Source organism: Streptomyces sp. NPDC107498 (assembly GCF_055582805.1).
This window is the reverse complement of record NZ_JBVJPE010000007.1, coordinates 159,869-183,780: the sequence shown is the minus strand read 5'-3', so window position 1 is coordinate 183,780 and position 23,912 is coordinate 159,869. Positions and strand designations below refer to the sequence as shown.

General features: G+C 74.5%; 21 protein-coding genes and 1 riboswitch. Of the genes, 13 read left to right on the top strand and 8 right to left on the bottom strand.

Annotated elements, in window-relative coordinates; translation table 11 throughout:
• Positions 1–332 precede the first annotated feature (332 nt).
• From ACZ66Z_RS15190 to ACZ66Z_RS15180, 3 genes are read left to right on the top strand one after another with little or no spacing between them, the layout of a single operon-like run.
• Positions 333–1,352, top strand: a complete 1,020-nt coding sequence (locus ACZ66Z_RS15190) for an AAA family ATPase (protein ID WP_469934428.1) — start codon at positions 333–335, stop codon at positions 1,350–1,352.
• Complete coding sequence (locus ACZ66Z_RS15185) at positions 1,352–2,704, top strand: DUF58 domain-containing protein (protein ID WP_469934427.1); 1,353 nt, start codon at positions 1,352–1,354, stop codon at positions 2,702–2,704. The genes ACZ66Z_RS15190 and ACZ66Z_RS15185 overlap by 1 nt, the downstream gene beginning before the upstream one ends.
• Positions 2,701–5,091, top strand: coding sequence for a transglutaminase TgpA family protein (locus ACZ66Z_RS15180; RefSeq protein ID WP_469934426.1), 2,391 nt, complete (start codon positions 2,701–2,703; stop codon positions 5,089–5,091). Before ACZ66Z_RS15185 ends, ACZ66Z_RS15180 begins: the two co-directional genes overlap by 4 nt.
• Positions 5,092–5,543: 452 nt before the next feature.
• On the opposite strand, the gene ACZ66Z_RS15175 is transcribed toward ACZ66Z_RS15180, so the two are convergent.
• The 3 genes from ACZ66Z_RS15175 to ACZ66Z_RS15165 all read right to left on the bottom strand — a co-directional run bounded on the left by ACZ66Z_RS15175 (position 5,544) and on the right by ACZ66Z_RS15165 (position 7,608).
• The gene (locus tag ACZ66Z_RS15175) at positions 5,544–5,948 is read right to left on the bottom strand and encodes a DUF3040 domain-containing protein (RefSeq protein ID WP_469934425.1); all 405 of its coding nucleotides are present in this window, start codon (positions 5,946–5,948) and stop codon (positions 5,544–5,546) included.
• A 285-nt stretch (positions 5,949–6,233) separates the two neighbouring features.
• A complete protein-coding gene (locus ACZ66Z_RS15170) occupies positions 6,234–7,022 on the bottom strand; it encodes a methyltransferase (protein WP_469934424.1) in 789 nt (262 codons plus the stop codon).
• A 67-nt stretch (positions 7,023–7,089) separates the two neighbouring features.
• Complete coding sequence (locus ACZ66Z_RS15165; protein WP_469934423.1) at positions 7,090–7,608, bottom strand: SAV_6107 family HEPN domain-containing protein; 519 nt, start codon at positions 7,606–7,608, stop codon at positions 7,090–7,092.
• 162 nt (positions 7,609–7,770) lie between these two features.
• Between ACZ66Z_RS15165 and ACZ66Z_RS15160 the strand changes: the two genes are divergently transcribed.
• The 5 genes from ACZ66Z_RS15160 to ACZ66Z_RS15140 all read left to right on the top strand — a co-directional run bounded on the left by ACZ66Z_RS15160 (position 7,771) and on the right by ACZ66Z_RS15140 (position 13,828).
• The gene (locus ACZ66Z_RS15160; RefSeq protein WP_469934422.1) at positions 7,771–8,769 is read left to right on the top strand and encodes an ATP-binding cassette domain-containing protein; all 999 of its coding nucleotides are present in this window, start codon (positions 7,771–7,773) and stop codon (positions 8,767–8,769) included.
• Positions 8,741–10,840, top strand: coding sequence for a YhgE/Pip family protein (locus tag ACZ66Z_RS15155; RefSeq protein ID WP_469934421.1), 2,100 nt, complete (start codon positions 8,741–8,743; stop codon positions 10,838–10,840). Before ACZ66Z_RS15160 ends, ACZ66Z_RS15155 begins: the two co-directional genes overlap by 29 nt.
• 19 nt (positions 10,841–10,859) lie before the next feature.
• Complete coding sequence (locus tag ACZ66Z_RS15150; protein ID WP_469934420.1) at positions 10,860–11,468, top strand: TetR/AcrR family transcriptional regulator; 609 nt, start codon at positions 10,860–10,862, stop codon at positions 11,466–11,468.
• A 248-nt stretch (positions 11,469–11,716) separates the two neighbouring features.
• Entirely contained in the window at positions 11,717–12,364 is a 648-nt protein-coding gene (locus tag ACZ66Z_RS15145) for a DUF4126 domain-containing protein (RefSeq protein ID WP_469934419.1), read from the top strand.
• Between the two features lie 54 nt (positions 12,365–12,418).
• The gene (locus ACZ66Z_RS15140) at positions 12,419–13,828 is read left to right on the top strand and encodes a phytoene desaturase family protein (RefSeq protein WP_469934418.1); all 1,410 of its coding nucleotides are present in this window, start codon (positions 12,419–12,421) and stop codon (positions 13,826–13,828) included.
• A 4-nt stretch (positions 13,829–13,832) separates the two neighbouring features.
• Here the strand turns inward: ACZ66Z_RS15140 and ACZ66Z_RS15135 are convergent, their stop codons facing one another.
• From ACZ66Z_RS15135 to ACZ66Z_RS15115, 5 genes are all read right to left on the bottom strand, one after another.
• Positions 13,833–14,666 (bottom strand): hypothetical protein, encoded by an 834-nt coding sequence (locus ACZ66Z_RS15135; protein WP_469934417.1) that lies wholly within the window; start codon positions 14,664–14,666, stop codon positions 13,833–13,835.
• A 54-nt stretch (positions 14,667–14,720) separates the two neighbouring features.
• The gene (gene metF / locus ACZ66Z_RS15130; protein WP_469934416.1) at positions 14,721–15,638 is read right to left on the bottom strand and encodes a methylenetetrahydrofolate reductase [NAD(P)H]; all 918 of its coding nucleotides are present in this window, start codon (positions 15,636–15,638) and stop codon (positions 14,721–14,723) included.
• Positions 15,639–15,815: 177 nt separating this feature from the next.
• Positions 15,816–16,469: a thiamine phosphate synthase gene (gene thiE / locus ACZ66Z_RS15125; RefSeq protein WP_469934415.1), complete on the bottom strand. Its 654-nt coding sequence runs from the start codon at positions 16,467–16,469 to the stop codon at positions 15,816–15,818.
• A 114-nt stretch (positions 16,470–16,583) separates the two neighbouring features.
• On the bottom strand, positions 16,584–16,949 hold the full coding sequence (locus ACZ66Z_RS15120) for an Rv2175c family DNA-binding protein (RefSeq protein ID WP_030693433.1): 366 nt from the start codon (positions 16,947–16,949) through the stop codon (positions 16,584–16,586).
• 43 nt (positions 16,950–16,992) lie between these two features.
• Positions 16,993–18,165: an NAD(P)/FAD-dependent oxidoreductase gene (locus tag ACZ66Z_RS15115; RefSeq protein ID WP_469934557.1), complete on the bottom strand. Its 1,173-nt coding sequence runs from the start codon at positions 18,163–18,165 to the stop codon at positions 16,993–16,995.
• A 144-nt stretch (positions 18,166–18,309) separates the two neighbouring features.
• A riboswitch (TPP riboswitch) is annotated at positions 18,310–18,423 on the top strand.
• Here ACZ66Z_RS15115 and thiO point away from each other — a divergent pair.
• The 5 genes from thiO (at position 18,421) to ACZ66Z_RS15090 (ending at position 23,911) form a co-directional block, all read left to right on the top strand.
• Positions 18,421–19,629 (top strand): glycine oxidase ThiO, encoded by a 1,209-nt coding sequence (gene thiO, locus ACZ66Z_RS15110; RefSeq protein ID WP_469934414.1) that lies wholly within the window; start codon positions 18,421–18,423, stop codon positions 19,627–19,629. It overlaps the preceding riboswitch by 3 nt.
• Positions 19,626–19,826 (top strand): sulfur carrier protein ThiS, encoded by a 201-nt coding sequence (gene thiS / locus ACZ66Z_RS15105; RefSeq protein ID WP_469934413.1) that lies wholly within the window; start codon positions 19,626–19,628, stop codon positions 19,824–19,826. Before thiO ends, thiS begins: the two co-directional genes overlap by 4 nt.
• 5 nt (positions 19,827–19,831) lie before the next feature.
• On the top strand, positions 19,832–20,626 hold the full coding sequence (locus ACZ66Z_RS15100; RefSeq protein WP_469934412.1) for a thiazole synthase: 795 nt from the start codon (positions 19,832–19,834) through the stop codon (positions 20,624–20,626).
• Positions 20,627–21,148: 522 nt separating this feature from the next.
• Positions 21,149–23,044, top strand: coding sequence for a Stk1 family PASTA domain-containing Ser/Thr kinase (pknB, locus tag ACZ66Z_RS15095; RefSeq protein ID WP_469934411.1), 1,896 nt, complete (start codon positions 21,149–21,151; stop codon positions 23,042–23,044).
• Between the two features lie 6 nt (positions 23,045–23,050).
• Entirely contained in the window at positions 23,051–23,911 is an 861-nt protein-coding gene (locus ACZ66Z_RS15090) for a deoxyribonuclease IV (protein WP_469934410.1), read from the top strand.
• Position 23,912: the final 1 nt, after the last annotated feature.

The window sequence follows — 23,912 nt, the reverse complement described above, 5'->3', positions numbered from 1 at the left end:
GTCGGCGGCCGGGCCGGACGTTCCGGACGGCTCACCCGTTCGGGGGTGGAGCCGCACGTGCCTGTGGCACGGCTCACAACGAGGCCCGTCGAGTCCTTCTGGTCGTCCGGCAGTCGACGCGGCGGGGGCGGACCTCCCCCTTCCTGCCGCGTCCCGACGGCGTCCGCGGCTTCGCCCTCGACGTCACGACCGGTCCGCCGCGCGAGATCGACCCGGCACAACGCACCAAACCCCGGCATTTCCCTCTCACTTGTCAGCAGGCGAGTGACACGGCCCCGCCGGGCCAACAACAATGCTCGGACGACAGTTCCGAAAGGCCGAGGAGGGCCGGGGTGACGACCTATGACGATCGAGCGAGCCTCGCTGATCTGACCACCACTGTGGAGCGAGTCCGCCGATCGGTGGAGAGTGTGATCGAGGGCAAGCCCGAGGTCGTGCGGCTTTCGCTGACCGTGCTGCTCGCCGAGGGGCACCTCCTCATCGAGGACGTTCCCGGCGTCGGCAAGACCATGCTCGCCAAGACGCTGGCCCGGTCCATCGACTGCTCGGTGCGCCGCATCCAGTTCACCCCCGACCTGCTGCCCTCGGACGTCACCGGCGTGTCGATCTTCGACCAGCAGCAGCGGGACTTCGAGTTCAAGCCGGGCGCGATCTTCGCCCAGATCGTGATCGGCGACGAGATCAACCGCGCCTCGCCGAAGACCCAGTCCGCGCTCCTGGAGTCCATGGAGGAGCGCCAGGTCACGGTCGACGGCCAGACGTACGAGCTGCCCAGCCCGTTCATGGTCGTCGCCACCCAGAACCCGGTCGAGATGGAGGGCACCTACCCGCTGCCCGAGGCCCAGCGCGACCGCTTCATGGCCCGGGTCTCCATCGGCTACCCGAGCGCCGAGGCCGAACTCCGGATGCTCGACGTGCACGGCTCGGTCTCCCCGCTGGACGACCTCCAGCCGGTCGCCCACGCCCACGACGTCCTCAAGCTGATCGACGCGGTGCGCGGGGTCCACGTCGCCGACGCCGTCCGCCGGTACGCGGTCGACATCGTCGCCGCCACCCGCACCCACCCCGACCTGCGGCTCGGCGCCTCCCCCCGGGCCACGCTCCACCTGCTGCGGGCCGCCAAGGCCTCCGCGGCGCTCAGCGGCCGGGAGTACGTCCTGCCCGACGACCTCCAGGCCCTCGCCCCGCCCGTCCTCGCCCACCGACTGCTGCCGACGGCGCAGGCCCAGCTGAACCGCCGCACCGCCGAGCAGGTCGTCCAGGACATCCTGCAGCGCACCCCCGTCCCGGCCGCGGCCCCGCCCTCCGGACCGCTCTACGGCCAGCAGCAGCCCGGCGCCCGGCGGCTGTGATGAGTGGCGCCGTGCCGGACGGACAGCGGGGCGACGAGGACGACCGGGGCGGACTGCGGGCCGCCTTCGGCGGTCTCACCACCCGCGGCCGCTCCTTCCTCGCTGCGGGGGTGGCCGCCGCCGCCTGCGCGTACGTCCTCGGCCAGGCCGACCTGCTGCGCGTCGGGCTGCTGCTCGCCGCCCTGCCGCTGATCTGCGTCCTCGTGCTGCACCGGACCCGCTACCGGGTCGCCGCCTCCCGCCGGCTCACCCCCCAGCGGGTGGAGACCGGCACCGAGGCGCGGGTCCAGCTGCGGATGGAGAACGTCTCCAAGCTCCCCACCGGCCTCCTGATGCTCCAGGACCACGTGCCGTACATGCTGGGGCCCCGCCCCCGCTTCGTCCTCGACCGGGTCGAGGCCGGCGGGCGGCGCGAGGTGTCCTACCGGGTCCGTTCCGACCTGCGCGGCCGCTTTCCGCTGGGCCCCCTCCAGCTGCGGCTCAACGACCCCTTCGGCATGTGCGAGCTGACCCGCTCCTTCAGCGCGTACGACACCCTCACCGTCGTGCCCCGGACCGAGGCCCTCCCGCCGGTGAAGCTCTTCGGCGAGGCCTCGGGGTACGGGGACGGGCAGTCGCGCTCCCTCGCGCTCGCCGGCGACGACGACGTCATCCCGCGCACCTACCGCCACGGCGACGACCTGCGCCGGGTCCACTGGCGCTCCACCGCCCGCTACGGCGAGCTGATGGTCCGCCGCGAGGAGCTGCCCCAGCGGGCCCGCTGCACCGTCCTCCTCGACACCCGCCGGATCGCCTTCCAGGGCGCGGGACCCGACTCCGCCTTCGAGTGGGCGGTCTCCGGCACCGCCTCCGCGCTCGTCCACATGCTGGAGCGCGGCTACGCGGTCCGGCTGCTCACCGACACCGGCAGCGCGATCCCCGGCGAGGGCTCCGAGGGCTTCGCCGGCTCGGCACAGGACTCGGCCGAGGCGGCCGGGCTGATGATGGACACCCTCGCGGTCGTCGACCACTCCGAGGGGGGCGGGCTCTCCCGCGCCTCGGACGTGCTGCGCGGCGGCGGCGACGGGCTGCTCATCGCCTTCCTCGGCGACCTCGACGAGGAGCAGGCGGCCCTCACCGCCCGGATGCGCGGACGGTCCGGCGCGGCCGTCGCCTTCGTCCTGGACTCCGGCACCTGGCTCACCGGCGGCGCGGTCGCCGGAGCCGTCGAGGACCGGGTGCGGCAGCTGCGGGAGGCGGGCTGGACGGCGCTCGCCGTGCCGCCCGGCGCCCCGCTCGCCGACCTGTGGCAGCAGGCGGCCGGGCTCCGTCCGGAGACCGCCGCCGCCGACACCTACGGAGGATGGTCATGAGCGGCCGCACACGGCTGACGCTCGCTTCCTGGGGCGCCACCCTGATGGCGGCCGGGGCGCTGCTCCCCCTGGTGAAGCCGGCGACCTGGATCTTCACGGCGGCCTTCGTCCTCGCCCTGGTGAGCGGGGTGGGCGCGCTGGCGCGACGGGTGCCGCTGGCCCGGCCGCTGACCCTGCTCGCCCAGACCGTCACCGTGCTCCTCGCGCTGACCCTGTTCTTCGCCCGGGAGCAGGCCCTCCTCTGGCTCCTCCCCGGCCCCGAGGCCTTCACCCACGCCGTCGAGCTGTTCCGGGCGGGCGCCGAGGACGTCGGGCGGTACGCGATCCCCGCGCCCGACACCGAGGGCATCCGGCTCATGCTGGTCGGCGGCGTCGTCGCGATCGGGCTCCTGGTGGACGCCCTCGCGGTCACCTTCCGCAAGGCGGCGCCGGCCGGCCTGCCGCTGCTCGCCCTGTACTCGGTGGCCGCCGGGCTCTCCGGCGGCGGCGCGGGCCGGCTCTGGTTCCTCCTCGCGGCCTCCGGCTATCTGCTGCTGCTCCTCGCCGAGGGCCGTGACCGGCTCTCCCAGTGGGGCCGGGTCTTCGGCGGCGCCCAGCGCTCCGGGCGCCCCGGCTCGGCCGTCGCCGCCGGCGGCCCCGCCTTCGCCCCGGTCCGCACCGGCCGCCGGATCGGCGCCGTCGCCATGGGCGTCGCGCTGGTGGCACCGCTCGCGCTGCCGGGCTTCTCCGGCGGTTTCCTCGGCGGCAACGGCGAGGGGGGCGGGGGCGCCGGCAAGGGCGGCACGATCTCCGCCGTGAACCCGCTGGTCTCCCTCCAGAACAACCTGCGCCAGCCGGAGGACCGCGAGGTCATCCGCTACCGGACCAACGCCCGCGACACCAGCGGCATGTACCTGCGGCTCGTCGCGCTCGACCAGTTCGACGGCACCTCGTGGAAGTCTTCGGTCCGCCCGATCGAGGACGTGCCGGGGCAGCTGCCCTGGCCGGACGGCCTCTCCCAGAGCGTCAAGATCACCGAGGTGACCAGCAACTTCGTCGCCTCCGAGGCGTACGAGCAGAAGTGGCTGCCCATGCCGTACCCGGCCGGCCGGGTCGACATCGACGGCCGCTGGCGGTACGAGCCGGCCGGCCGGATGCTCGTCGGCGACGCCAAGCAGACCACCAAGGGCGCCCGCTACCAGGTCGCCAGCCTGGACGTGCAGCCGACGGCCGAGCAGCTGGCCGGTGCCGGGCCCGCTCCGGAGAAGCTGCGCCGCGAGTACACCAAGGTGCCCGCGTCGCTGCCCGCCGACGTGCGGGCGACGGCCCTGTCGGTCACCAAGGGCGCGCGCGACGACTACGAGAAGGCGGTGAAGCTCCAGGACTGGTTCGCCCAGGACGGCGGCTTCCGCTACGACGTCGACGTGGTGTCCGGCACCGGCGTGCAGGCGATCTCCCGCTTCCTGAGGGACAAGGAGGGCTTCTGCGTCCACTTCTCCTTCTCCATGGCGGCGATGGCCCGCTCCCTCGGCATCCCGGCCCGCGTGGCCGTGGGCTTCATGCCGGGCACGACCCAGACCGACGGCTCGGTCTCCGTCGGCATCCGGGACGCGCACGCCTGGCCCGAGCTGTACTTCGAGGGTGCCGGGTGGACCCGGTTCGAGCCGACCCCCTCGCGGGGCTCCACCCCCTCGTACACCCGGCAGAACACGCCCTCGGGCACGGCCACCGGGCCCGCGCAGCCGCGGCAGAGCGCCTCGGCGCAGCCGTCCGTCGCGCCGAGCGCCTCGGCGAGCTGCACTCCGCAGGAGCGGAAGCTCGGCGACTGCGGCCCGGACGAGGCGGTGGCCGGAGTGTCCTCGGACGGCTCGGGCCCCGACCCCCTGACGGTGGCGCTGCTGTCCCTCGCGGCCGTGCTCCTCCTCTCCGTCCCCTTCCTCCCGCTGCTGTGGCGGTCCCGGGTCCGGGCCCGGCGGCTCGGCTCGGACGTGCTCGCGGTCTGGGAGGAGATCAACGACACGGCCTGGGACCACGGGGTCGAGCCGGACGACTCCCTGACGCCGAGGAAGTCGGCGGCGCGGATCGTCCGCCTGGGTGAGCTGCGGGGCGAGCCCGCGGACGCGGTGCACCGGGTGGCGCGGGCGGTGGAGGAGGTGCTGTACGCGCCCCGGCCGCAGCCCGTCGTGGGCCTGGCCGCCGAGGCCGCGCGGGTCCGGGCCGGTTTCCACGCGGGCGCCGACCGCCGCGGCCGGCTCCGCGCTCTTCTGGTGCCCCGCTCGGCCGCCCGTCTCCGCTGGACGGCGTCGTCCCGCTGGGCGACCGCGACGCTCCGCTGGTCGGCCGGTACCGAGGCGGTGAGAACCCGAGCGTCGGGCCTCCTCCGCCGGGGCCCCCGCGAGGCGAACTGACCGCGCGACCGGGGCCCCGTTGTGAACGGTCGTTCCGTGGAGGCGATGCCCCCGCCCACCCCGTTGTGGGCAATCGTCCCGCAGGGCGGGACGGGTGGGCACAACGGAACGGCGCCCTTGCCGGCGCCCGAGGCTCCCGCGCCCTGACCCGCACCCTGTTGCGCGCCGCGCTGCCGGTACGGGTCCAGGCGCGGAAGGCGGAGGCGCCGCTATGGGCGCCGTCCCGTGTGCCCACCCGTCCCGCCCCAGCGGAACGATTGCCCACACGGCGGTGGGCGAGGGGGGCACCGCCCCGGAGCGCGCGGGCCCATACGGGGGTGCGGGGAGGGCGCCGCCCCGCCGGGCGCGGCACCGCACCCGCCGCAGGTCCGGGCACGGGACGAGCCCCGCAGGAAAGGTGTCCTGCGGGGCTCGGTCGTTTCGGAGGGGGCGGGGCTACCGCTCGGGCGCCGTCAGTGGCCGCCGCCCTGCTGCTCGTCACGGCGGCGCTGCCACCGCTCCTCGATCCGGTTCATCATGGAGCGTCGCTGCCGGGTCTGACGGCCACCGGCCGCCGTCCCGCCTCTGGCCCGCTGCTCACCCGGCTTCGGCGCCTTGCGCCATCCGGTGATCGCCAGGACCGCGCAGCCCAGCATGACGAGGAATCCCACCACGCTGATCCAGATCTGCTGTGCGACCATTCCGGCCATGAGGAGCGCGATACCCACCAGGAAGCCGGCGACTGCCTGGTAGACCCGTCGCCGGGTGTACGTACGCAGTCCGCTTCCCTCGAGCGCTGTCGCGAACTTGGGATCTTCGGCGTACAGCGCTCGCTCCATCTGCTCGAGCATTCGCTGCTCGTGCTCCGAGAGCGGCACGGAGTCCTCCTAGTCGTCGGTCGCGGGGGCGACCGGTTTGCGGCCCTTTCAGGATAGGCAGGGAATCGCCCCCGTGAAACCCGCCCTCAATGCCGAATAGCCAATCCGGGCCGCCATGCGGATCGGTTGCTGAGGCGTTGATTCCCCAGCCCCTTCCCCGTCATGCCGGATGCTGTCCCCCGATCATACGGGGCGGAGCCCCTCATCGGGCGGGCTGTGGCGTACTCCATGGAGCGCCCGGCATCCCGGCGCCGCGCGGGTGGGCGCCGCGCGCGGGCGTCCCGCTCAGGCCCGCTTCTCGCCGAGAAGGTGCAGCTGGGTGGCGATGGCGTGGAAGGAGGGCAGCTCCGCCGCGGCCGCCTCCAGCTTGAGCAGGGCCTCGGCGGCGCCGGGCTCGGTGTCGACGAGGACGCCGGGCACCAGGTCGGCGAAGACCCGGACGCCGTGCACGGCGCCGACCTGGAGTCCGGCCCCGTCGGCGAGCCCGGTGAGCTGCTCGGCGGTGAAGCGCCGGGGCACGGGGTCACCGGCGCCCCAGCGGCCGGCGGGGTCGTCGAGCGCGTGCCGGGCCTCGGTGAAGTGGCCGGCGAGGGCGCGGGCCAGGACGGCGCCGCCGACCCCGGCGGCGAGCAGGCTGAGGCTGCCGGCGGGGCGGAGCGCGGCGGTCGCGTTCCGCACGCCCTCGGCGGGGTCGTCGACGTACTCCAGGACGCCGTGGCAGAGCACGGTGTCGTACTCCTCGCGCCCGACCACGTCGAAGAGGCCGCGGATGTCGCCTTGGACGCCGGTGACGAGGTCGGCGACGCCGGCCTCGGCGGCCCGGCGCTCCAGCGCGAAGAGCGCGTTGGGGCTGGGGTCGACGACGGTGACCCGGTGGCCGAGGCGGGCCACCGGCACCGCGAAGTTCCCGGAGCCGCCGCCCGTGTCGAGGACGTCGAGGCTGTCCTTCCCGGTCGCCTCGACCCGGCGGTCCAGGGCGTCTTTGAGGACGTCCCAGACGACGGCGGTACGCAGGGAGGCGCGCGACGGACGCGACGACGCCTCTCGACCGAAGACAGGGGAAGGGTCCGGCACGGTTGTTGACTCCTCGGTGACGGGTACGGACGCTCCCCACCCTATGGCCTCGTCCCCGCCTTTCGGATCATCCTCCGGCCCCGTCGGCCCCGGGCCGGCGGGGCGGTGGGGGCTGGAGGGCGAGCAGCCGCTCGACCAGGCGCAGGAAGTGCCCGGCGTCCCTGAGCAGGTCGTCGGCCTCGCGCCGGGTGGCCGCGCCGCTGATGCCGGCCTCGGCGCGGGCCCGGCGCTGGGCGCCGGCGGCGAAGAGGGCGCTCCATTCGGTCAGCTCGGGCGCCAGTTCGGCGAGGATCTCCCAGGCGCTCCGTATCCGCTGCCGGCGGCGGGGGTCGGCCTCGGGCCTGCTCCGGGCGGCGAGCACGGCGGCCGCGGCGCGCAGGGCGGCGAGGTGGGCGGTGGCGTACCGCTCGTGGGGGCGGTCGAGGGCGGCGGCCTCGGCGAGTCCGGCGTGGGACTTGGCGAGGAGGTCGAGGGCGGCGGGCGGGGCGGCGGAGCGGCGCGGGACGGGGTGGATGTCGGACGCGGGCCCCGTCTCCCCGGGAACGGGGCGGCGGCGGGGCGCGGCTGCTGCGGAAGGGCCGGCCATGTCGAGCCTCCTGTCGTCGCGTGACGGCACTGTGTCCGTATGTGTTCATCGTGGCGCGCCCCACTGACAATCGCGCCGACCTGCGGTTTTGCCTGAATCCCCACTCGGGGGTAACTTTTAGACTGACTGGTCAGTTCAAAAAGGGGAGTGGGGGTGAGTCCGTTGGGCACGGAACCGGGCACGGAAACCGGCGAACAGCCGCACGGCGCCGCCGTCGTCGCGGACGGGTTCGGACTGAAGGGGCCGCGCGGCTGGGCCTTCCGGCAGGTCTCCTTCCGCGCCGAGCCCGGCGCGCTGGTGGCCGTCGAGGGCCCTTCGGGCTCCGGCCGCACCTGTCTGCTGCTGGCGCTCACCGGGCGGATGAAGGCCACGGAGGGCCACGCCGAGGTCGGCGGCCTCCCCCTGCCCCGCAAGATGGCCGCCGTACGCCGGATCAGCGCGCTCGGCCAGGTCCCGGGCGTCAGCGAGCTCGACCCCGCCTTCACGGTCGCCGAGCACCTGCGCGAGCGGGTCCTGCTCCAGCGCCGCTACGACGGTTCCGTACGGGCGCTCCTGCGCGGCCCCGCCGAGCGGGCCGCGACGGCCCGGGCCCGGATCGAGGAGGCCGTGGCGGCCGCGGGGCTGGACCTCGCCGCCCTGCCGAAGGGCGAGCGGACCTCCGTACGGGACCTGGAGCGGCTGGAGGCGCTGCGGCTCTCGATCGCCCTCGCCCTGATCGGCCGTCCCCGGCTGCTCGCCGTGGACGACACGGACCTGAAGCTCTCGGACGCCGACCGCGCCGAGGCCTGGGCGCTGCTGCGCTCCCTGGCCGCCGCCGGGACGACGGTCCTCGCCGTCTGCAGCGAGGCCCCCGAGGACGCCCTGCGCATCACGACGCTCTCCGGCGGGACCGCCCCGGACGCCCCCGGGACCCCGGCTCCCGGCGACGCCGACACGGACGCCGCCGCCGATGCCGAGGCCGATGCCGAGGCCGATGCCGATGCCGATGCCGATGCCGATGCCGATGGCGATGCCGACACCGCCGCGGACACCGCCGCCGATACCGACACAGACGCAGACGCAGACCGGACCGCCGTCGGGGAGACGGCGACCGACGACACCACCGACGCCACGACCGAGGAGGGGGCGGCCGATGCGCTCGCCGAAACTGGCCGCGCTTGAGCTGAAGCGCTTCGGCAGGGGAAAGCTGCCGCGCGCCGCGCTCGTCGCGATCCTGCTGCTGCCCCTGCTGTACGGCGCCCTGTACCTGTACTCGTTCTGGGACCCGTACGGCAGGCTCGACAGGATCCCCGTCGCCCTCGTCAACGAGGACCGGGGCGCCACCGCCGGCGGCAAGGAGGTCCACGCCGGTGACGACATCACCGAGGGGCTCCTGAAGAGCGAGACCTTCGAGTGGCACCGGGTGAGCGACGCCGAGGCGCGCGCGGGCGTGGAGGACGGGACGTACTACCTGTCCCTGACCATGCCCGGCGACTTCAGCTCCCGCATCGCCTCCAGCTCCGGCGACTCCCCCGAGACCGGCGCGCTCCGGGTGCGGACGAACGACGCGAACAACTACATCGTCGGCCAGATCTCCCGGACGGTCTTCTCCGAGGTGCGCACCGCGGCCTCCACGAAGTCCTCCCGCACCTTCCTCGACAGGATCTTCATCTCCTTCTCCGACATCCACGACGCCACCGCGAAGGCCGCCAAGGGCGCGGCCGACCTCAAGCAGGGCGTGGACAAGGCGAAGAAGGGCTCCAAGAGCCTGTCGGACGGCCTCACCGACGCCAAGTCCGGCAGCGGCGACCTGGCCGCCGGCCTCAAGAAGCTCGACAAGGGCGCCAAGGACCTGGAGAACGGCTCCCGCAAGGTCGCGAACGGCACGCAGACCCTCGCCGACAAGGTCAACGGCACCGCCGACAAGGTCCGCCCGTACCTGGCGAACAACGGCAGGTCGATCCGCGACACCGCCCGGCTCGTCTCCGACTCCGCCGCGGCCGCCCAGCACAACCTGGACGACCTGGTCAGGCGGGCGCCCCTGGTCCGCGCCGCCGCCCACAAGGCGGACGACGACCTCGCCGAACTCCACCGCGAGCTGTGCGTGAACGCCCCCGTCACCACCCCCGCCCTCGACCCCGGAATCTGCGAGAAGCTCAGGAAGGCCTCGGTCTCCGCCGACGACGTCGCCACCATCGCCGACGACGTGCACGAGCTCACCGAGGACGACGCCGACGACCTGAAGACCCTGGACGCGCGCCTCACCAAGCTCCGGAAGCAGGCCGACGAGCTGGCCGCCCGCGCCCCGCACCTCGACGAGGACGTCGAGGGCGCCATCAGGAAGATCAACGAGCTCAACGCGGGCGCGCGGAAGGTCGCGAACGGCGCGGACCGGCTGCACACCGGCCTCACCGAGGCGAAGGCCGGTTCGGTCAGCCTCGACACCGGCGTCGGCAAGCTCAAGAAGGGTGCGGGCGCCCTCGACGGCGGTCTGTTCAAGCTGGCCGACGGCTCGGGCACCCTCGCCACCGGCCTCAAGGACGGGGTCGGCAAGATCCCCGACTACGACGAGCAGGACCGCGACCGGCGCACGGAGGTCATGGCCGACCCGGTGCGGCTGGCCTCGCAGTCCCTGCACAAGGCGCCGAACTACGGCACGGGCTTCGCCCCGTACTTCATCCCGCTCTCCCTCTGGGTCGGCGCGATGGTCGCGTACATGCTCATCCAGCCGCTGAACCGGCGCGCCCTCGCCGCCGGCGGCTCCGCCTGGCGGATCGCGCTGGCGGGCTGGCTCCCGGTGGCCGCCATCGGCGTCCTCCAGGTCGCGGCCCTGATGTCGGTCCTGCACTGGGGCCTCGGCCTCCAGATGACCCGGGCCGCCGGCACGATCGGCTTCCTCGCCCTCGTCACCTGCTGCTTCGCCGCGATCATCCAGTGGCTCAACGCCCGCTTCGGCGCGGCGGGCCGGATCCTGGTGCTCGCGCTCCTGATGCTCCAGCTGACCTCGGCGGGCGGCACGTACCCCGTCCAGACGAGCCCGGCCTTCTTCAACGCCGTCCACCCGTTCCTGCCGATGAGCCACGTGGTCGAGGCGCTGCGCCGGCTGATCACCGGCGGCGGGATCGGACCGGTCTGGCAGGCCTGCGCGGTCCTGACGGCCTTCACCGCGGGCGCCCTGGCCCTGACCGCCGTCTCGGCGCGCCGGAAGCAGGTGTGGACCCTCGACCGGCTCCACCCCGAACTGTCGCTCTGAACCTGTGAGAATCGACGCCATGGACAGCAGCAGCACCCGACGCCGGGCCACGCGCACGAAGCTCTACGAGGCGGCCGTCACCCTCATCGCGGAGCAGGGCTTCTCCGCGACGACGGTGGACGAGATCGCCGAGCGGGCCGGCGTGGCCAAGGGGACGGTCTACTACAACTTCAAGAGCAAGACCGAGCTCTTCGAGGAGCTGCTGCGCCACGGGGTGTCGCTGCTCGCCGCCTCCCTGCGCGCGGCGGCCGAGGAGACCGCCGAGCGCGGCGGGAGCCGGGTCGACGCGCTGGACGCGATGATCCGCGCGGGCCTCGTCTTCATCGACCGCTACCCGGCCTTCACCCAGCTGTACGTGGCCGAGCTCTGGCGCACCAACCGGGCCTGGAACTCCACCCTCCTGGTGGTGCGCCAGGAGGCCGTCGCGGTGGTCGAGGGGGTGTTGCGCGAGGGGGTCGCGGCCGGTGAGCTGAGCGAGGAGATCGACGTCCAGCTGACGGCGGCGGCGCTGGTCGGGATGGTGCTGGTGGCGGCACTCGACTGGCAGGCCTTCCAGAGCGAGCGGTCGCTCGACGACGTGCACGCGGCGCTCTCCCGCCTGCTGCACGGCCGCGTCGGCGGCCGCTGACGGGACGTGCGGCGAGGCCGGTGCGGCGAGGCTCGATCCCCCCGAGCCCCGCCGCACCGGCCTCTTCCCTTTCGCACCCCCGTGCCGGTGGGTGCGCGGCCCCGTTCCGCAGCCCCGTGCCGGCGGTACCGGAGCCGCGCCCCTTCCGTGGGCTCCACTCTCTCCTCCGGACGCCGCCGGCCCCATCCGCGCGCCTACTCATCTCGACCCCTAGGTACGGGTACTCAGTCCTGGTTACGATCGCGGGCGTGTCCGTACTCCCCCTGGTGTTCACCAGCGGCTGGGCGAGCGGGATCAACGCGTACGCGGTGGTCCTGCTGTTCGGCGTCTTCGGCGCGACCGGGCTGACCGACGAGGTGCCCGCGTCCTTGCAGCGCACCGACGTCCTCGTCGCGGCGGGCGTGCTGTTCCTGTGCGAGGCGGTGGCGGACAAGATCCCGTACGTCGACTCGGTGTGGGACTCCGTCCACACGGTGATCCGGCCGGTCGCGGGTGCCGTGGTCGGCGCCCTGCTCGCCGGGCAGAACGGTTCGCTGCCGGAGCTGGCTGCCGGCGCGGTCGGCGGTTCGACGGCGCTGCTCAGTCACTTCGTCAAGGCCGGGACGAGGATGGCGGTCAACTCCTCGCCGGAGCCGTTCTCGAACATCGTGCTGAGCCTGGCGGAGGACCTCGGGGTGGCCGCGGTCATCACCTTCGCGGTCTTCCATCCGGTGGCGGCGTCGGTCGTCGCGGCCGTCCTGCTCCTGTCGGGCCTGGCGGTCCTGGTCTTCCTGGCCCGGCGGATCCGTCGCTTCCTGCGGCGCCGGGCCCGGCGGCGGGAGGAGGGACGGCTCGCGGCCCCGGGGGCGCGACCACGGGCCCAGCGCCTGCCGGACGACGGGTCCGACCACTTCTGACCTCGGCCGACCGGGCTTCCGCCGCCGTCCCGGGCGCCCCATAGACTCGCCCGCATGGCACGGATTGTGGTGATCGGCGCGGGTCTCGGCGCCATGGCGACGGCGGCGCGCCTTGCGGTCGCCGGGCACACGGTGACGGTGTACGAGAAGACGTCGACGTACGGCGGCGCGGTCGGTCGCTTCGAGCGCGACGGCTTCGCGTTCGACACCGGCCCGGGGCTGCTGCACCTGCCCGCCGTCTACCGGGACCTGTTCGTGAAGACCGGCAGGGAATCCCTTGAGGAGTGCGTCTCGCTGACGCAGGTCGATCCGGCGGCCCGTCACGTCTTCGCCGACGGCACCCGCGTCGACCTGCCGAACGCCTCCCGGGCCGGCACGGTCGCCGCCCTGGACGCGGCCCTCGGCACGGGCGCGGGCGAGCGCTGGGGCGACTTCCTGACGCGGGCCCGCGAGGCCTGGGACCGGACCCGGCGCCCGCTCCTGGAGGAGCCGCAGCCTGCCGATCCGGCGCCGCTGTCCCGCGAGCCGTACCCGGCCCTGAAGCCGGGCCTGCTGCGGCGCCCGACGACGACGCTCGCCCGGGTCGGGGCGCGGGAGCTGCGCGACCCCCGGCTCGCCGCCCTCCTCGACGCGTACGCGTGGTCGTACGGCTTCGACCCGGCGACCGCCCCGGCCTCGGCCGCCGTCCTGCCGTACATGGAGCAGACCTTCGGCAGCTGGTACGTGGGCGGGGGCCTGCGGGCGCTCGCCGACGCGGTGTACGAGCGGTGCCGGAAGCGGCGCGTGGAGTTCGTGTTCGACACCCCCGTCGAGGCCGTCGTGGAGGAGGACGGCCGGGCGGCCGGTGTGCGGACGGCCGACGGCGGGACCGTCGAGGCCGACCACGTGGTCTCCGGGGCGCCGGTGCCGGCGCTGCACCACGGCCGGGACGTGCCGCGCCACCAGGTGAACGGCACGGGCCGGGTGACGGCCTGTCTGGCCCTGCGCGGCCCCCGGGAGGCGGACGCGGTCCACCGGACCGTCGTGCACGCGGAGGGCGGGCGGCCGACCGTGACCGTGCTGCGGCCGGACGACCCGGCGCTGCGCCCGGACGGGGAGCACGAGTCGGTGACGGTCACGGCGACCGTCCGCCTCTCCCCCGGCCAGGGCTGGGAGCCCTTCGCCGACCGGATGGTCGAGGCGGCCGCGCGCGCGGTGCCTGGGCTCGCGGAGCGGCTGCTGTGGCGGCACGTCCGCACCCCGGAGGACGTCCGGCGGGACACGGGCGCCGCCGAGGTGCCGGGGCCCGCGCTCGCCGGGGCGGACGGTCGGTTCCTGCCCGCCGCCAACCGCTCCCCGCTGCCGGGCCTGTACTTCGCGGGCGGCTGGTCGCACCCGGGCGGCGGGCTCGCCCACGCGGGCATGTCGGGCGCGCTGGTGGCCGGGCTCATCGTGGAGGGCGCGGACTTCCGCGGCTCCCGGTGAGCAGCTAGTAGCGGTACTGCTGCTGGTCGTCCGGGTGCGGCTGCTCGTGGCCGTACGGGGGCTGCTGCGGGGCCTGCTCGGTGTCGCGCTGCTGCGGGACCCAGACGCCGCCCGGCGGGGTGTCGTAGGTGTACGAGGGGGCGTAGGGGTCCGTGTAGTACGGGGTGTACTGCTGGCTGTCCGTGCCCGGGCCGATGTACGGGTCGGAGTACGCGGCGTACTGCTGCTGCCCGGAGGCGGTGCCGTAGTCGTAGGCCAGCTGCTGCTCGTAGGAGGGCTGTCCGTACGCGGGCTGCTCGTACCCCGGGGCGTAGGAGTCGTATCCCGTGCCGTAGCCGGCGCCCTGGCCGGCGGCGTCGTAGATCCCGTACTGGCCGGTCTCGTCGGGCAGCGGCAGCGGCTCGTAGACCGCCGTGGTCTCCGCGGCCGCCTCCCGGTGCCCGTCGTGGCCGACCGCCTCGTGGCCGGGACCGTCCTCCGTGCCGTACGCGGTGTCCACCGTGTCGTACGAGACCTCGGTGACCTCCAGGGTGGGTCCGGCCCCGGCCGGCGCGGCGGCCTTGCGGCGACGGCTCGCGCCCGGGCTGCCGCCGATCGCCCAGCCGGTGGAGAAGCCGCGGCGGAAGGAGAGCGTCACGTAGGTCTGGCCGACGGCGAAGGCCACGGCCCCGGCGATGATGACGAGGACCGAGGGCAGCAGGACGCCCAGGACCACGCAGACGAAGCCGCCGAAGGCGAGCAGGCGCCAGCGCAGCCGCGCCTTGTACTGGAGGAGCACCTCCCCCAGCAGCCACAGCGCGACCACGCCGAACGCGATGTAGAGGACCGTCCACCCCATGCCCCGCCGCCCCTCTCCACGGTCACCGCCGCGGGTCGGGGCGGGTACGACCGGTCACGACTGCTGGTGCAGTCCGAGATTCTCGTAGATCTCGAGCGTCGCGGTGGAGCTGTTGAGCGTGATGAAGTGCAGTCCGGGGACACCCTCGGAGAGCAGACGCGCGCAGAACTCCGTCGCGAACTCGATACCGATGGAGCGTACAGCGGCGGGATCGTCCTTGACGGCGAGGATGCGCTCTTTCACGTCCGCGGGGAAGACGGCGTTGCTGAGCTGGGGCAGCCGGTCGAGCGTCTTCACGTTCACGACGGGCATGACCTCGGGGATGATCGGGGTCTCGCAGCCCGCCTTCACCACGCTGTCCCGCAGCCGCAGGTAGTTCTCCGGGTCGAAGAACATCTGGGTGATCGCGTAGTCGGCGCCCGCGCGGCACTTGTCCACGAAGTGACGGATGTCCGTGTCCCAGTCGGTGGACCGGGGGTGCATCTCCGGGAAGGCGGCGACGCCGACGCAGAAGTCCCCCGACTCCTTGATCAGCCGGACGAGGTCGGCGGCGTACTTCACGCCCTCCGGGTGCTCGACCCACTCCCCCAGCGGGTCGCCCGCCGGGTCGCCGCGCAGGGCGAGCATGTTGCGGATGCCCGCGTCGGCGTACTGGCCGAGGACGTTGCGCAGTTCGGCGACCGAGTGGTCGACGGCCGTGAGGTGGGCGACGGGGGTGAGCGTGGTGTCGGAGGCGATCTTCTGGGTGGCCTTGACGGTGCCGCCGCGGGTGGAGCCGCCGGCGCCGTAGGTCACGGAGACGAAGCTGGGGCCGACCGCCTCGACCCGGCGCATGGCGTTCCAGAGGCCCTGCTCGCCCTTCTCGGTGCGGGGCGCGTAGAACTCGAAGGAGTACGACGTGTCACCGGCAGCGAGGATCTCGCGGACCGTGCGCGCACGGTCCGATCGGACGGAAGCGGTACCAAGGGCCATACGGGCAGGTTAGACGCGGTCCAGGAAACCGCGTAAGCACCGTCCGAGTGTTGGACACCTTTTCGGACACCTTTTCGGACAGCGGTCGGACGGCGGTCGGACGGCGTTCAGGCGCGCGCCGGACGTCCCGCGGGCGCGTCCCCGGACCTCGGCGCGCCTCCGGATCCGGCGGCGCCCTCAGGCCTCGGCGCGCTCGCGGACGCGCTTGGCGAGGGCGGCCGTCGCGGCGGCCGGGTCGGCGGCCTCGGTGATGGCGCGGACGACGACGATCCGGCGGGCGCCCGCGTCCAGGACCTCGTCGAGGTTGGTCTCGTCGATCCCGCCGATGGCGAACCAGGGCCGGTCCCGGGCCGACTCCGCCGCGTACCGCACGAGGCCGAGCCCCGGTGCGTACCGTCCGGGCTTGGTGGGGGTGGGCCAGCAGGGGCCGGTGCAGAAGTAGTCCACGCCCGGCTCGACGGCGGCCGCGGCCACCTCGGCCTCGGCGTGGCAGGAGCGGCCGATCAGCACCCCGTCGCCGAGGATCGCGCGGGCCGCGGGCACGGGCAGGTCGCCCTGGCCGAGGTGGAGGACGTCGGAGCCGATGGCGTGGGCGACGTCGGCCCGGTCGTTCACCGCGAGGAGCCTGCCGTGCCGGCGGGCGGCGTCGGCGAAGACGGCGAGGTGCTCCAGCTCCTCACCGGCCTCCATGCCCTTGTCGCGGAGCTGCACGACGTCCACTCCGGAGGAGAGCACGGCGTCGAGGAAGTCCGGCAGGTCGCCCTGGCGCTTCCGGGCGTCGGTGCACAGGTAGAGCCGGGCGTCGGCGAGCCGCTCACGAGGCGTGGACATGGGTGGGTTCCCCCCGTTCGTGCGCCGGTGCCGCGGCGCCCGGCCCGTGCGGGGCGGGCGCCGCGACACCCGCTGGTGGTGTCTTCGGTGCGTGCGTGCGTCGGCGCGGGCGCGTCAGACGGCGAGCGCCTGGGCGCGGCGCTTCACCTCCGTGCCGCGGTTCTCGTTGAGCGCCTGCGCGGGCGTGCCCGGCAGGCTCTCGTCCGGAGTGAAGAGCCACTCCAGCATCTCTTCGTCGGTGAAGCCGTCGTCCCGCAGCAGCGTCAGGGTCCCGACCAGACCCTTGACGACCTTGTCGCCCTGGATGAAGGCGGCGGGCACGTACAGCGCGTTGTTCGGTCCGCGGCGCACGGCGATGAGCTGGCCCTCCTTGACCAGCTGCCGCACGCGCGTCACCTCGACATCGAGCATCTCCGCGATCTCGGGCAGGTTGAGCCAGGCGGGGACGAGAGCATCGATCTTTACGTCAATCTCGGTCACGGGACAAGCCTGCCATCCCGGACCGACAGCCGGTAGTCGGGCCCTACCGGACTGCCGCCTTCAGGGGGACGGACGGGTCCGCGGCGCGCTCGGGGTCGACGGGCACGGCGGCCTCGATGAGCTTGCGGCCCTGGGCCAGGTCGCGCGGGCGGCCGACCGCGAGGAGGGCCACCGGCACGCCGGCGCGCAGCCAGAGCACGGACCAGGCCTCGTCGGCCGGGTCGCCGCGCCACAGCAGTTCGTCGGCGTCCGCGTGGTGTCCCGCGTACTGGACGAAGCGGCCGAACTGCTCGGACCAGAAGTACGGCACCGGGTCGTACGGGACGTCGGCGGCGCCGGTGATCGCCGCGGCGACCGCGCGGGGCCCCTGGAGGGCGTTGTCCCAGTGGTGGACGAGGAGCCGCTCCCCGTAGCGGGCGGAGGGGAAGGAGGCGCAGTCGCCGACGGCGTACACGTCGGGCAGGGAGGTGCGCAGCCGGTCGTCCGCGGTGACGGCGCCGCTCGGGTCGAGGGCGATGCCGGAGCCGGCGAGCCAGCCGGTGGCGGGGCGGGCGCCGATGCCGACGACGACGGCGTCGGCGGGCAGTTCGCGGCCGTCGGCGAGGACGACGCGACCGGGCGCACCGGGCTCGACGGTGAGCACGCGCGCGTGGGTGAGGAGTTCGGCGCCGCTCGCCCCGTACCACTCGGCCATGGGGGCGGCGACCTCGGCGGGCAGCGCTCCGGCGAGGGGGCGGTCGGCGGCCTCGACGACGGTGACGGCGCAGCCCGCCCCGCGCGCGGCGGTGGCGAACTCGGCACCGATCCAGCCGGCGCCGACGACCACGACGGAGTGGCGGCGCTCCAGGACGGGCCCGAGGCGCACGGCGTCGTCGAGGGTGCGCAGCAGGTGGACGCCGGGGACGCCCTCGGCGCCGGGGAGCGTGACGGGGAGGGCGCCGGTGGCGACGACCAGGGTGTCGTACGCGACGGGCCCGGCCTCGGTGTCGATCTCGTGGTCGGCGGCGCGCAGTCCGGTGACGTCCAGGCCGAGCCGGAGCTCGATGCCGAGGTCCTCGAAGTCGATCTCGAAGGCGGAGTCCTCGGCCTTGCCGAGGAGGATCGCCTTGGAGAGCGGCGGCCGGTCGTAGGGCTGGTGGGGTTCGGCCCCGATGAGGGTCAGGGGGCCGGTGAAGCCCTGCTCGCGCAGGGCGACGGCGGTCTGGACGCCCGCCATTCCGGCGCCGACGATCACGACGTGCTGCTGGGCCTGCTTCTGCTCGCTCACCCGACCACCTTACGCATCTGACGAATCGTCAGGAAGGGAGGGGCGAGGGAGGGGCCTGCGGCCCCCCGGCGGCGCGGGCTAGTCTGGCGGGCGTAAAGCACTCGCGGGAGCCCGGACGCACCGGGCTGAGAGGGAGGCTGGGACGGCCTCCGACCGTACGAACCTGATCCGGGTCATGCCGGCGAAGGGAGGGGCTGGACGCCCATGCGTTCTTCCGATGTCCATGCGTCCGACATCCATGTGTCCGGTGTCCGCGCGTCCGACGTCCTCGTGGTCGGGGGCGGCGTCATCGGCCTGGTCACGGCCTGGCGGGCCGCGCAGCGCGGACTGCGCACCGCCGTCGTCGACCCGGACCCGGGCGGCGGGGCCGCGCGGGTCGCGGCCGGCATGCTCGCCGCCGTCACCGAACTCCACTACGGCGAGGAGACCCTGCTCGGGCTCAACCTCGCCTCCGCGGCACGCTACCCCGCGTTCGTCGCCGAACTGGAGGAGGCCGCCGGCCACGACCTCGGCTACCGCGCCTGCGGCACCCTCGCCGTCGCCCTCGACGCCGACGACCGGGCCCACATGCGCGAGCTGCACGCCCTGCAGACCCGCTGCGGGCTCGCCTCGGAATGGCTCAGCGGCCGTGAGTGCCGCCGGCTCGAACCGATGCTGGCGCCCGGTGTCCGGGGCGGACTGCGGGTCGACGGCGACCACCAGGTCGACCCGCGCCGGCTGGCCGCCGCGCTCCTGCGCGCCTGCGAACGGTCCGGGGTCGTCTTCCACCGGACCCTCGCGGAGCGGCTCGCGGTCGTGCGGGACCGGGCGCGCGGCGCCGTGCTCGCCGGCGGCGCGGAGCTGACGGCCGACCAGGTCGTGCTCGCCGCGGGCAGCCTCAGCGGGCGGCTCGCGGGCGTGCCCGAGGAGGTGCTGCCGCCGGTCCGCCCCGTCAAGGGCCAGGTCCTCCGGCTGCGGGTGCCCCCCGCGTACGCCCCCTTCCTGTCCCGCACCGTCCGGGCCGTCGTCCGCGGCAGCCACGTCTACCTGGTGCCGCGCGAGAACGGCGAGCTCGTCGTCGGCGCCACCAGCGAGGAGCTCGGCTGGGACACCACGGTGACGGCGGGCGGGGTGTACGAGCTGCTGCGCGACGCCCACGACCTCGTCCCGGGCATCACCGAGCTGCCGCTCACCGAGACGCGCGCCGGGCTGCGCCCCGCCTCCCCCGACAACGCGCCGCTGCTCGGCCCCACCGCCCTGCCCGGCCTGCACCTGGCCACCGGCCACTACCGCAACGGGGTGCTGCTCACCCCCGTCACCGGCGACGTCATGGCCGAGGCGCTCACCACGGGCGCCCTCCCCGACGAGGCGCGCCCCTTCACCCCCCGACGCTTCTCCCCCGCCCCTCCCGTACGACAGGAGCAGCCCGCATGAACGTGTCCGTGAACGGGGAGCCCCGCGAGCTCTCCGGCCCCCTCTCCCTGGACGCCCTCGTGGCGACCCTGACCACGGCCCCCTCGGGCGTCGCGGCGGCGCTCAACGAGACGGTCGTGCCGCGCGGCGAGTGGGCCACGACGCTGCTCGGCGAGGGCGACCGGGTGGAGGTCCTCACCGCGGTGCAGGGAGGCTGACCGGAATGTCCGACGACACCTTCACCCTCGGCGGCACGGACTTCACCTCCCGCCTCGTCATGGGCACCGGCGGCGCCCCCAGCCTCGACGTCCTGGAGCGCTCCCTCGTCGCCAGCGGTACGGAACTGACGACGGTCGCCATGCGGCGCCTGGACCCGACGGTCCAGGGCTCGGTCCTCTCCGTCCTGGACCGCCTCGGCATCCGGGCCCTGCCGAACACGGCGGGCTGTTACACGGCGGGCGAGGCCGTCCTCACGGCCCGCCTGGCCAGGGAGGCGCTCGGCACGAACTGGATCAAGCTGGAGGTCGTCGCCGACGAGCGGACCCTCCTGCCGGACGGCGAGGAGCTCCTGGCGGCGGCCGAGACCCTGGTCGACGACGGCTTCGTGGTCCTCCCCTACACCAACGACGACCCGGTCCTGGCCCGCAAGCTGGAGGACGTGGGCTGCGCGGCGATCATGCCGCTCGGCTCGCCCATCGGCTCCGGGCTCGGCATCCGCAACCCGCACAACTTCCAGCTGATCGTCGAGCGGGCCGGGGTCCCGGTGATCCTCGACGCCGGCGCGGGAACGGCCTCGGACGCGGCGCTCGCGATGGAGCTGGGGTGCGCGGCGGTGATGCTGGCGTCGGCGGTGACGCGGGCGCAGGAGCCGGTGCTGATGGCCTCGGCGATGCGGCACGCGGTCTCGGCGGGGCGGCTGGCCTTTCGGGCGGGGCGCATTCCGCGCCGCCACTTCGCGTCCGCGTCCTCGCCGACGACGGGCCGGGCCCACCTGAACCCCGAACACCCGGCCTTCTGACCCCACCGGGCCCCCGTCCTGAGCAGCCGTCCCGCCGGAACCCCCGCCCCGCTGTGGGCAGCCGTTCCGCCGGGGCGGTGCCCACCACCCCCGTTGGACCCCGTTGTGGGCAACTGTTCCGCCGGGGCGGTGCCCTCCCCTACTTCCGCCACCCCCGTTGTGGGCAACTGTTCCGCTGGGGCGAAGGGGGTCCCCCCTGCTCGAGCGAAGCCGAGAGCTTGGGGGAGGGTGGGCACAACGGAACGGCGCCCCTTGCCGGGCCCAGGCTCCCGCGCCTTGACCCGCGCCGGATGTCCGCCGCGCGAAGTGGTGCGGGCTCAGGCGCGGAACGCGGAGGCGCCGTCAGGGGCGCCGTCCCGTGTGCCCACCCTCCCCCACGGGCGGGGGCGAAGCGCGCCGTCCGCCGAGGCGCGGCCCGCACCGGGGGCGGAAGCGCGTCGGCGCGTCGGGCTCGTCACAGCTGCGCTGCAGTCCCGGCCCGACCGCACGGACCCCCCGCCCCCGGCTCGTAGACTCGTCGCCGTGGACACGACCCTTCAGGACCCCCTCGTCGGGCGGCTGCTCGACGGCCGCTACCGCGTCGACGCGCGCATCGCCGTCGGCGGGATGGCCACCGTCTACCGGGCCGTCGACACCCGCCTCGACCGCGTCCTCGCGCTCAAGGTGATGCACCCGGCCCTCGCCGCCGACGCCGCCTTCGTCGAGCGGTTCATCCGCGAGGCGAAGTCCGTGGCCCGGCTGGCGCACCCGAACGTCGTCGGGGTCTTCGACCAGGGCGCCGAGGGCGCGTACGTCTACCTGGCGATGGAGTACGTCGCCGGCTGCACCCTCCGCGACGTCCTGCGCGAGCGCGGCGCCCTCCCGCCCCGTGCCGCGCTCGACATCCTGGAGCCGGTGCTCGCCGCGCTGGGCGCCGCGCACCGGGCGGGATTCGTGCACCGGGACATGAAGCCGGAGAACGTCCTGATAGGGGACGACGGCCGGGTGAAGGTCGCCGACTTCGGCCTCGTACGGGCCGTGGGCTCGGCGACGGCCACCACCGGCGCGGTCCTCGGCACGGTCTCGTACCTCGCGCCGGAGCAGATCGAGCACGGCACCGCCGACACCCGCGCCGACGTGTACGCCTGCGGCGTCGTCCTCTACGAGATGCTGACCGGCGGGAAGCCGCACTCCGGCGACACCCCCGCCCAGGTGCTCTACCAGCACCTGAACACCGACGTGCCCGCCCCCTCGGCCCGCGTCCCCGGGCTCGCCCCGGAACTGGACGAGCTGGTCGCGGCGGCCGCGGCCCGCGATCCCGAGGCCCGTCCGCACGACGCCGTCGCCCTGCTCGCCCTGCTCCGGGAGGCCCGTGCCGGACTCGGCGACGAACAGCTGGACGCGGCGCCCCCGCTCGCGCGGTCCGAGGCCCGGGACACCGCCGAGGACCGGACGAGCGTGATCGCCCGGCCCGTGCCCGCGGACCACGGGCAGGTGCTGCACACGAACCGGCTGCCCGCCCCGGAGGCGCCCCCGGCCGCCCGCCGGATGCCCCCGCGCGGCCCGCTCCTCGTCGTCGTCGCCGTCCTGCTCGCCCTCGGCCTGGGCACCGGCGTCTGGTACATCAGCTCCGGCCAGTTCACCCGGGTCCCGGCCGTCCTCGGCCAGTCCGAGGCCGCCGCGACGAAGCGCCTCACCGACGCCGGTCTCGACGTCGGCACCACGAAGCGCGCCTTCAGCGACGCGTACGAGCGCGGCACGGTCATGGCCGTCGACCCGGCTCCCGGCGAGCGCGTCCGGGGCAACGGCACGGTCACCCTCACGCTCTCCCGCGGCCCGGAGGTCGTGAAGGTGCCCAACCTCAAGGGCAAGCCGCTCGCGAAGGCCAGGCGCCTCCTGGAGCAGGAGGGCCTGGCCCCCGGGGTGATCACCCACGAGTTCAGCGACTCGGTCGCGCAGGGCTCCGTGATCGGTTCCGACCCCGAGCCCGGCACCGAGCGCAGCCCCGACTCGGCCGTCGCCCTGGTGGTCAGCAAGGGCTCCCCGATCGACGTGCCCGACGTCGGCGGCGAGACCGTCGCCGACGCCACGGCCGCCCTCCAGGAGGAGGGGCTCACCGTCCGGGTCGCCCCGGAGCGGATCGACTCCCCCGAGGGCGCCGGCACCGTCGCGGCCCAGTCCCTCGCCGGGGGCAGCCGCGCCGCCGAGGGCGACGTCATCACCCTCACCGTCTCCAAGGGGCCGAAGCCGGTCGAGGTCCCGGACGTGACGGAGAAGTCGGCCGCGGACGCGCGCACCACCCTGGAGGACGCCGGCTTCGAGGTGGAGGTCAAGAAGTCCTTCCCCTACCTCGGCGACACGGTCGCGAGCCAGTCCGTGCAGGGCGGCCAGACCGCGCCCGAGGGCTCCACCATCACCATCACGATCAAGGGACTCTAGAAACCCATGCGCAACCCCGTCGGCGGCCACGTCCCCGTGGCCGGTGGCCTCGCCACGGTCGGCCTCGGCTACGCCCGTGAGCTCGGCGCCGAGTCCGTCCAGGTCTTCGTCGCCAACCCGCGCGGCTGGGCGACCCCGGTCGGCAACCCGGCCCAGGACGAGCGCTTCCGGGCCGCGTGCGAGGCCGAGTCGATCTCGGCGTGGGTGCACGCCCCGTACCTGATCAACTTCGGGTCCCACACCGAGGCCACGGTCGAGAAGTCGGTGGAGTCGCTGCGGCACTCGCTGCGCCGGGGCCGGGAGATCGGCGCCGAGGGCGTGGTGGTGCACACCGGCTCGGCGACCGGCGGCCGGCCGCGCGAGGTGGCCCTCGCCCAGGTGCGGGAGCGGATGCTGCCGCTCCTCGACGAGCTGACGCACGAGGACGACCCGTACCTCCTCCTGGAGTCGACGGCGGGCCAGGGCTTCTCGCTCTGCTCGCGGACCTGGGACTTCGGCCCGTACTTCGACGCGCTCGACCACCACCCGAAGCTGGGCGTCTGCCTCGACACCTGTCACGTCTTCGCGGCCGGCCACGACCTGGCGGGCCCGCACGGGGCGGCGCAGACGCTGGACCTGCTGGTGGACACGGTCGGCGAGGGGCGGCTGAAGCTGATCCACGCCAACGACTCGAAGGACGTCGTGGGGGCGCACAAGGACCGGCACGCGAACATCGGGGCGGGTCACATCGGCGAGGAGGCCTTCGAACGGCTCCTGCGACACCCGGCCACCGAGAACGTGCCGTTGATCATCGAGACCCCGGGCGGCAAGGAGGGGCACGTCGCCGACATCGAGCTCCTGAAGAAGCTCCGCGAGCGCCGAGGGTGAT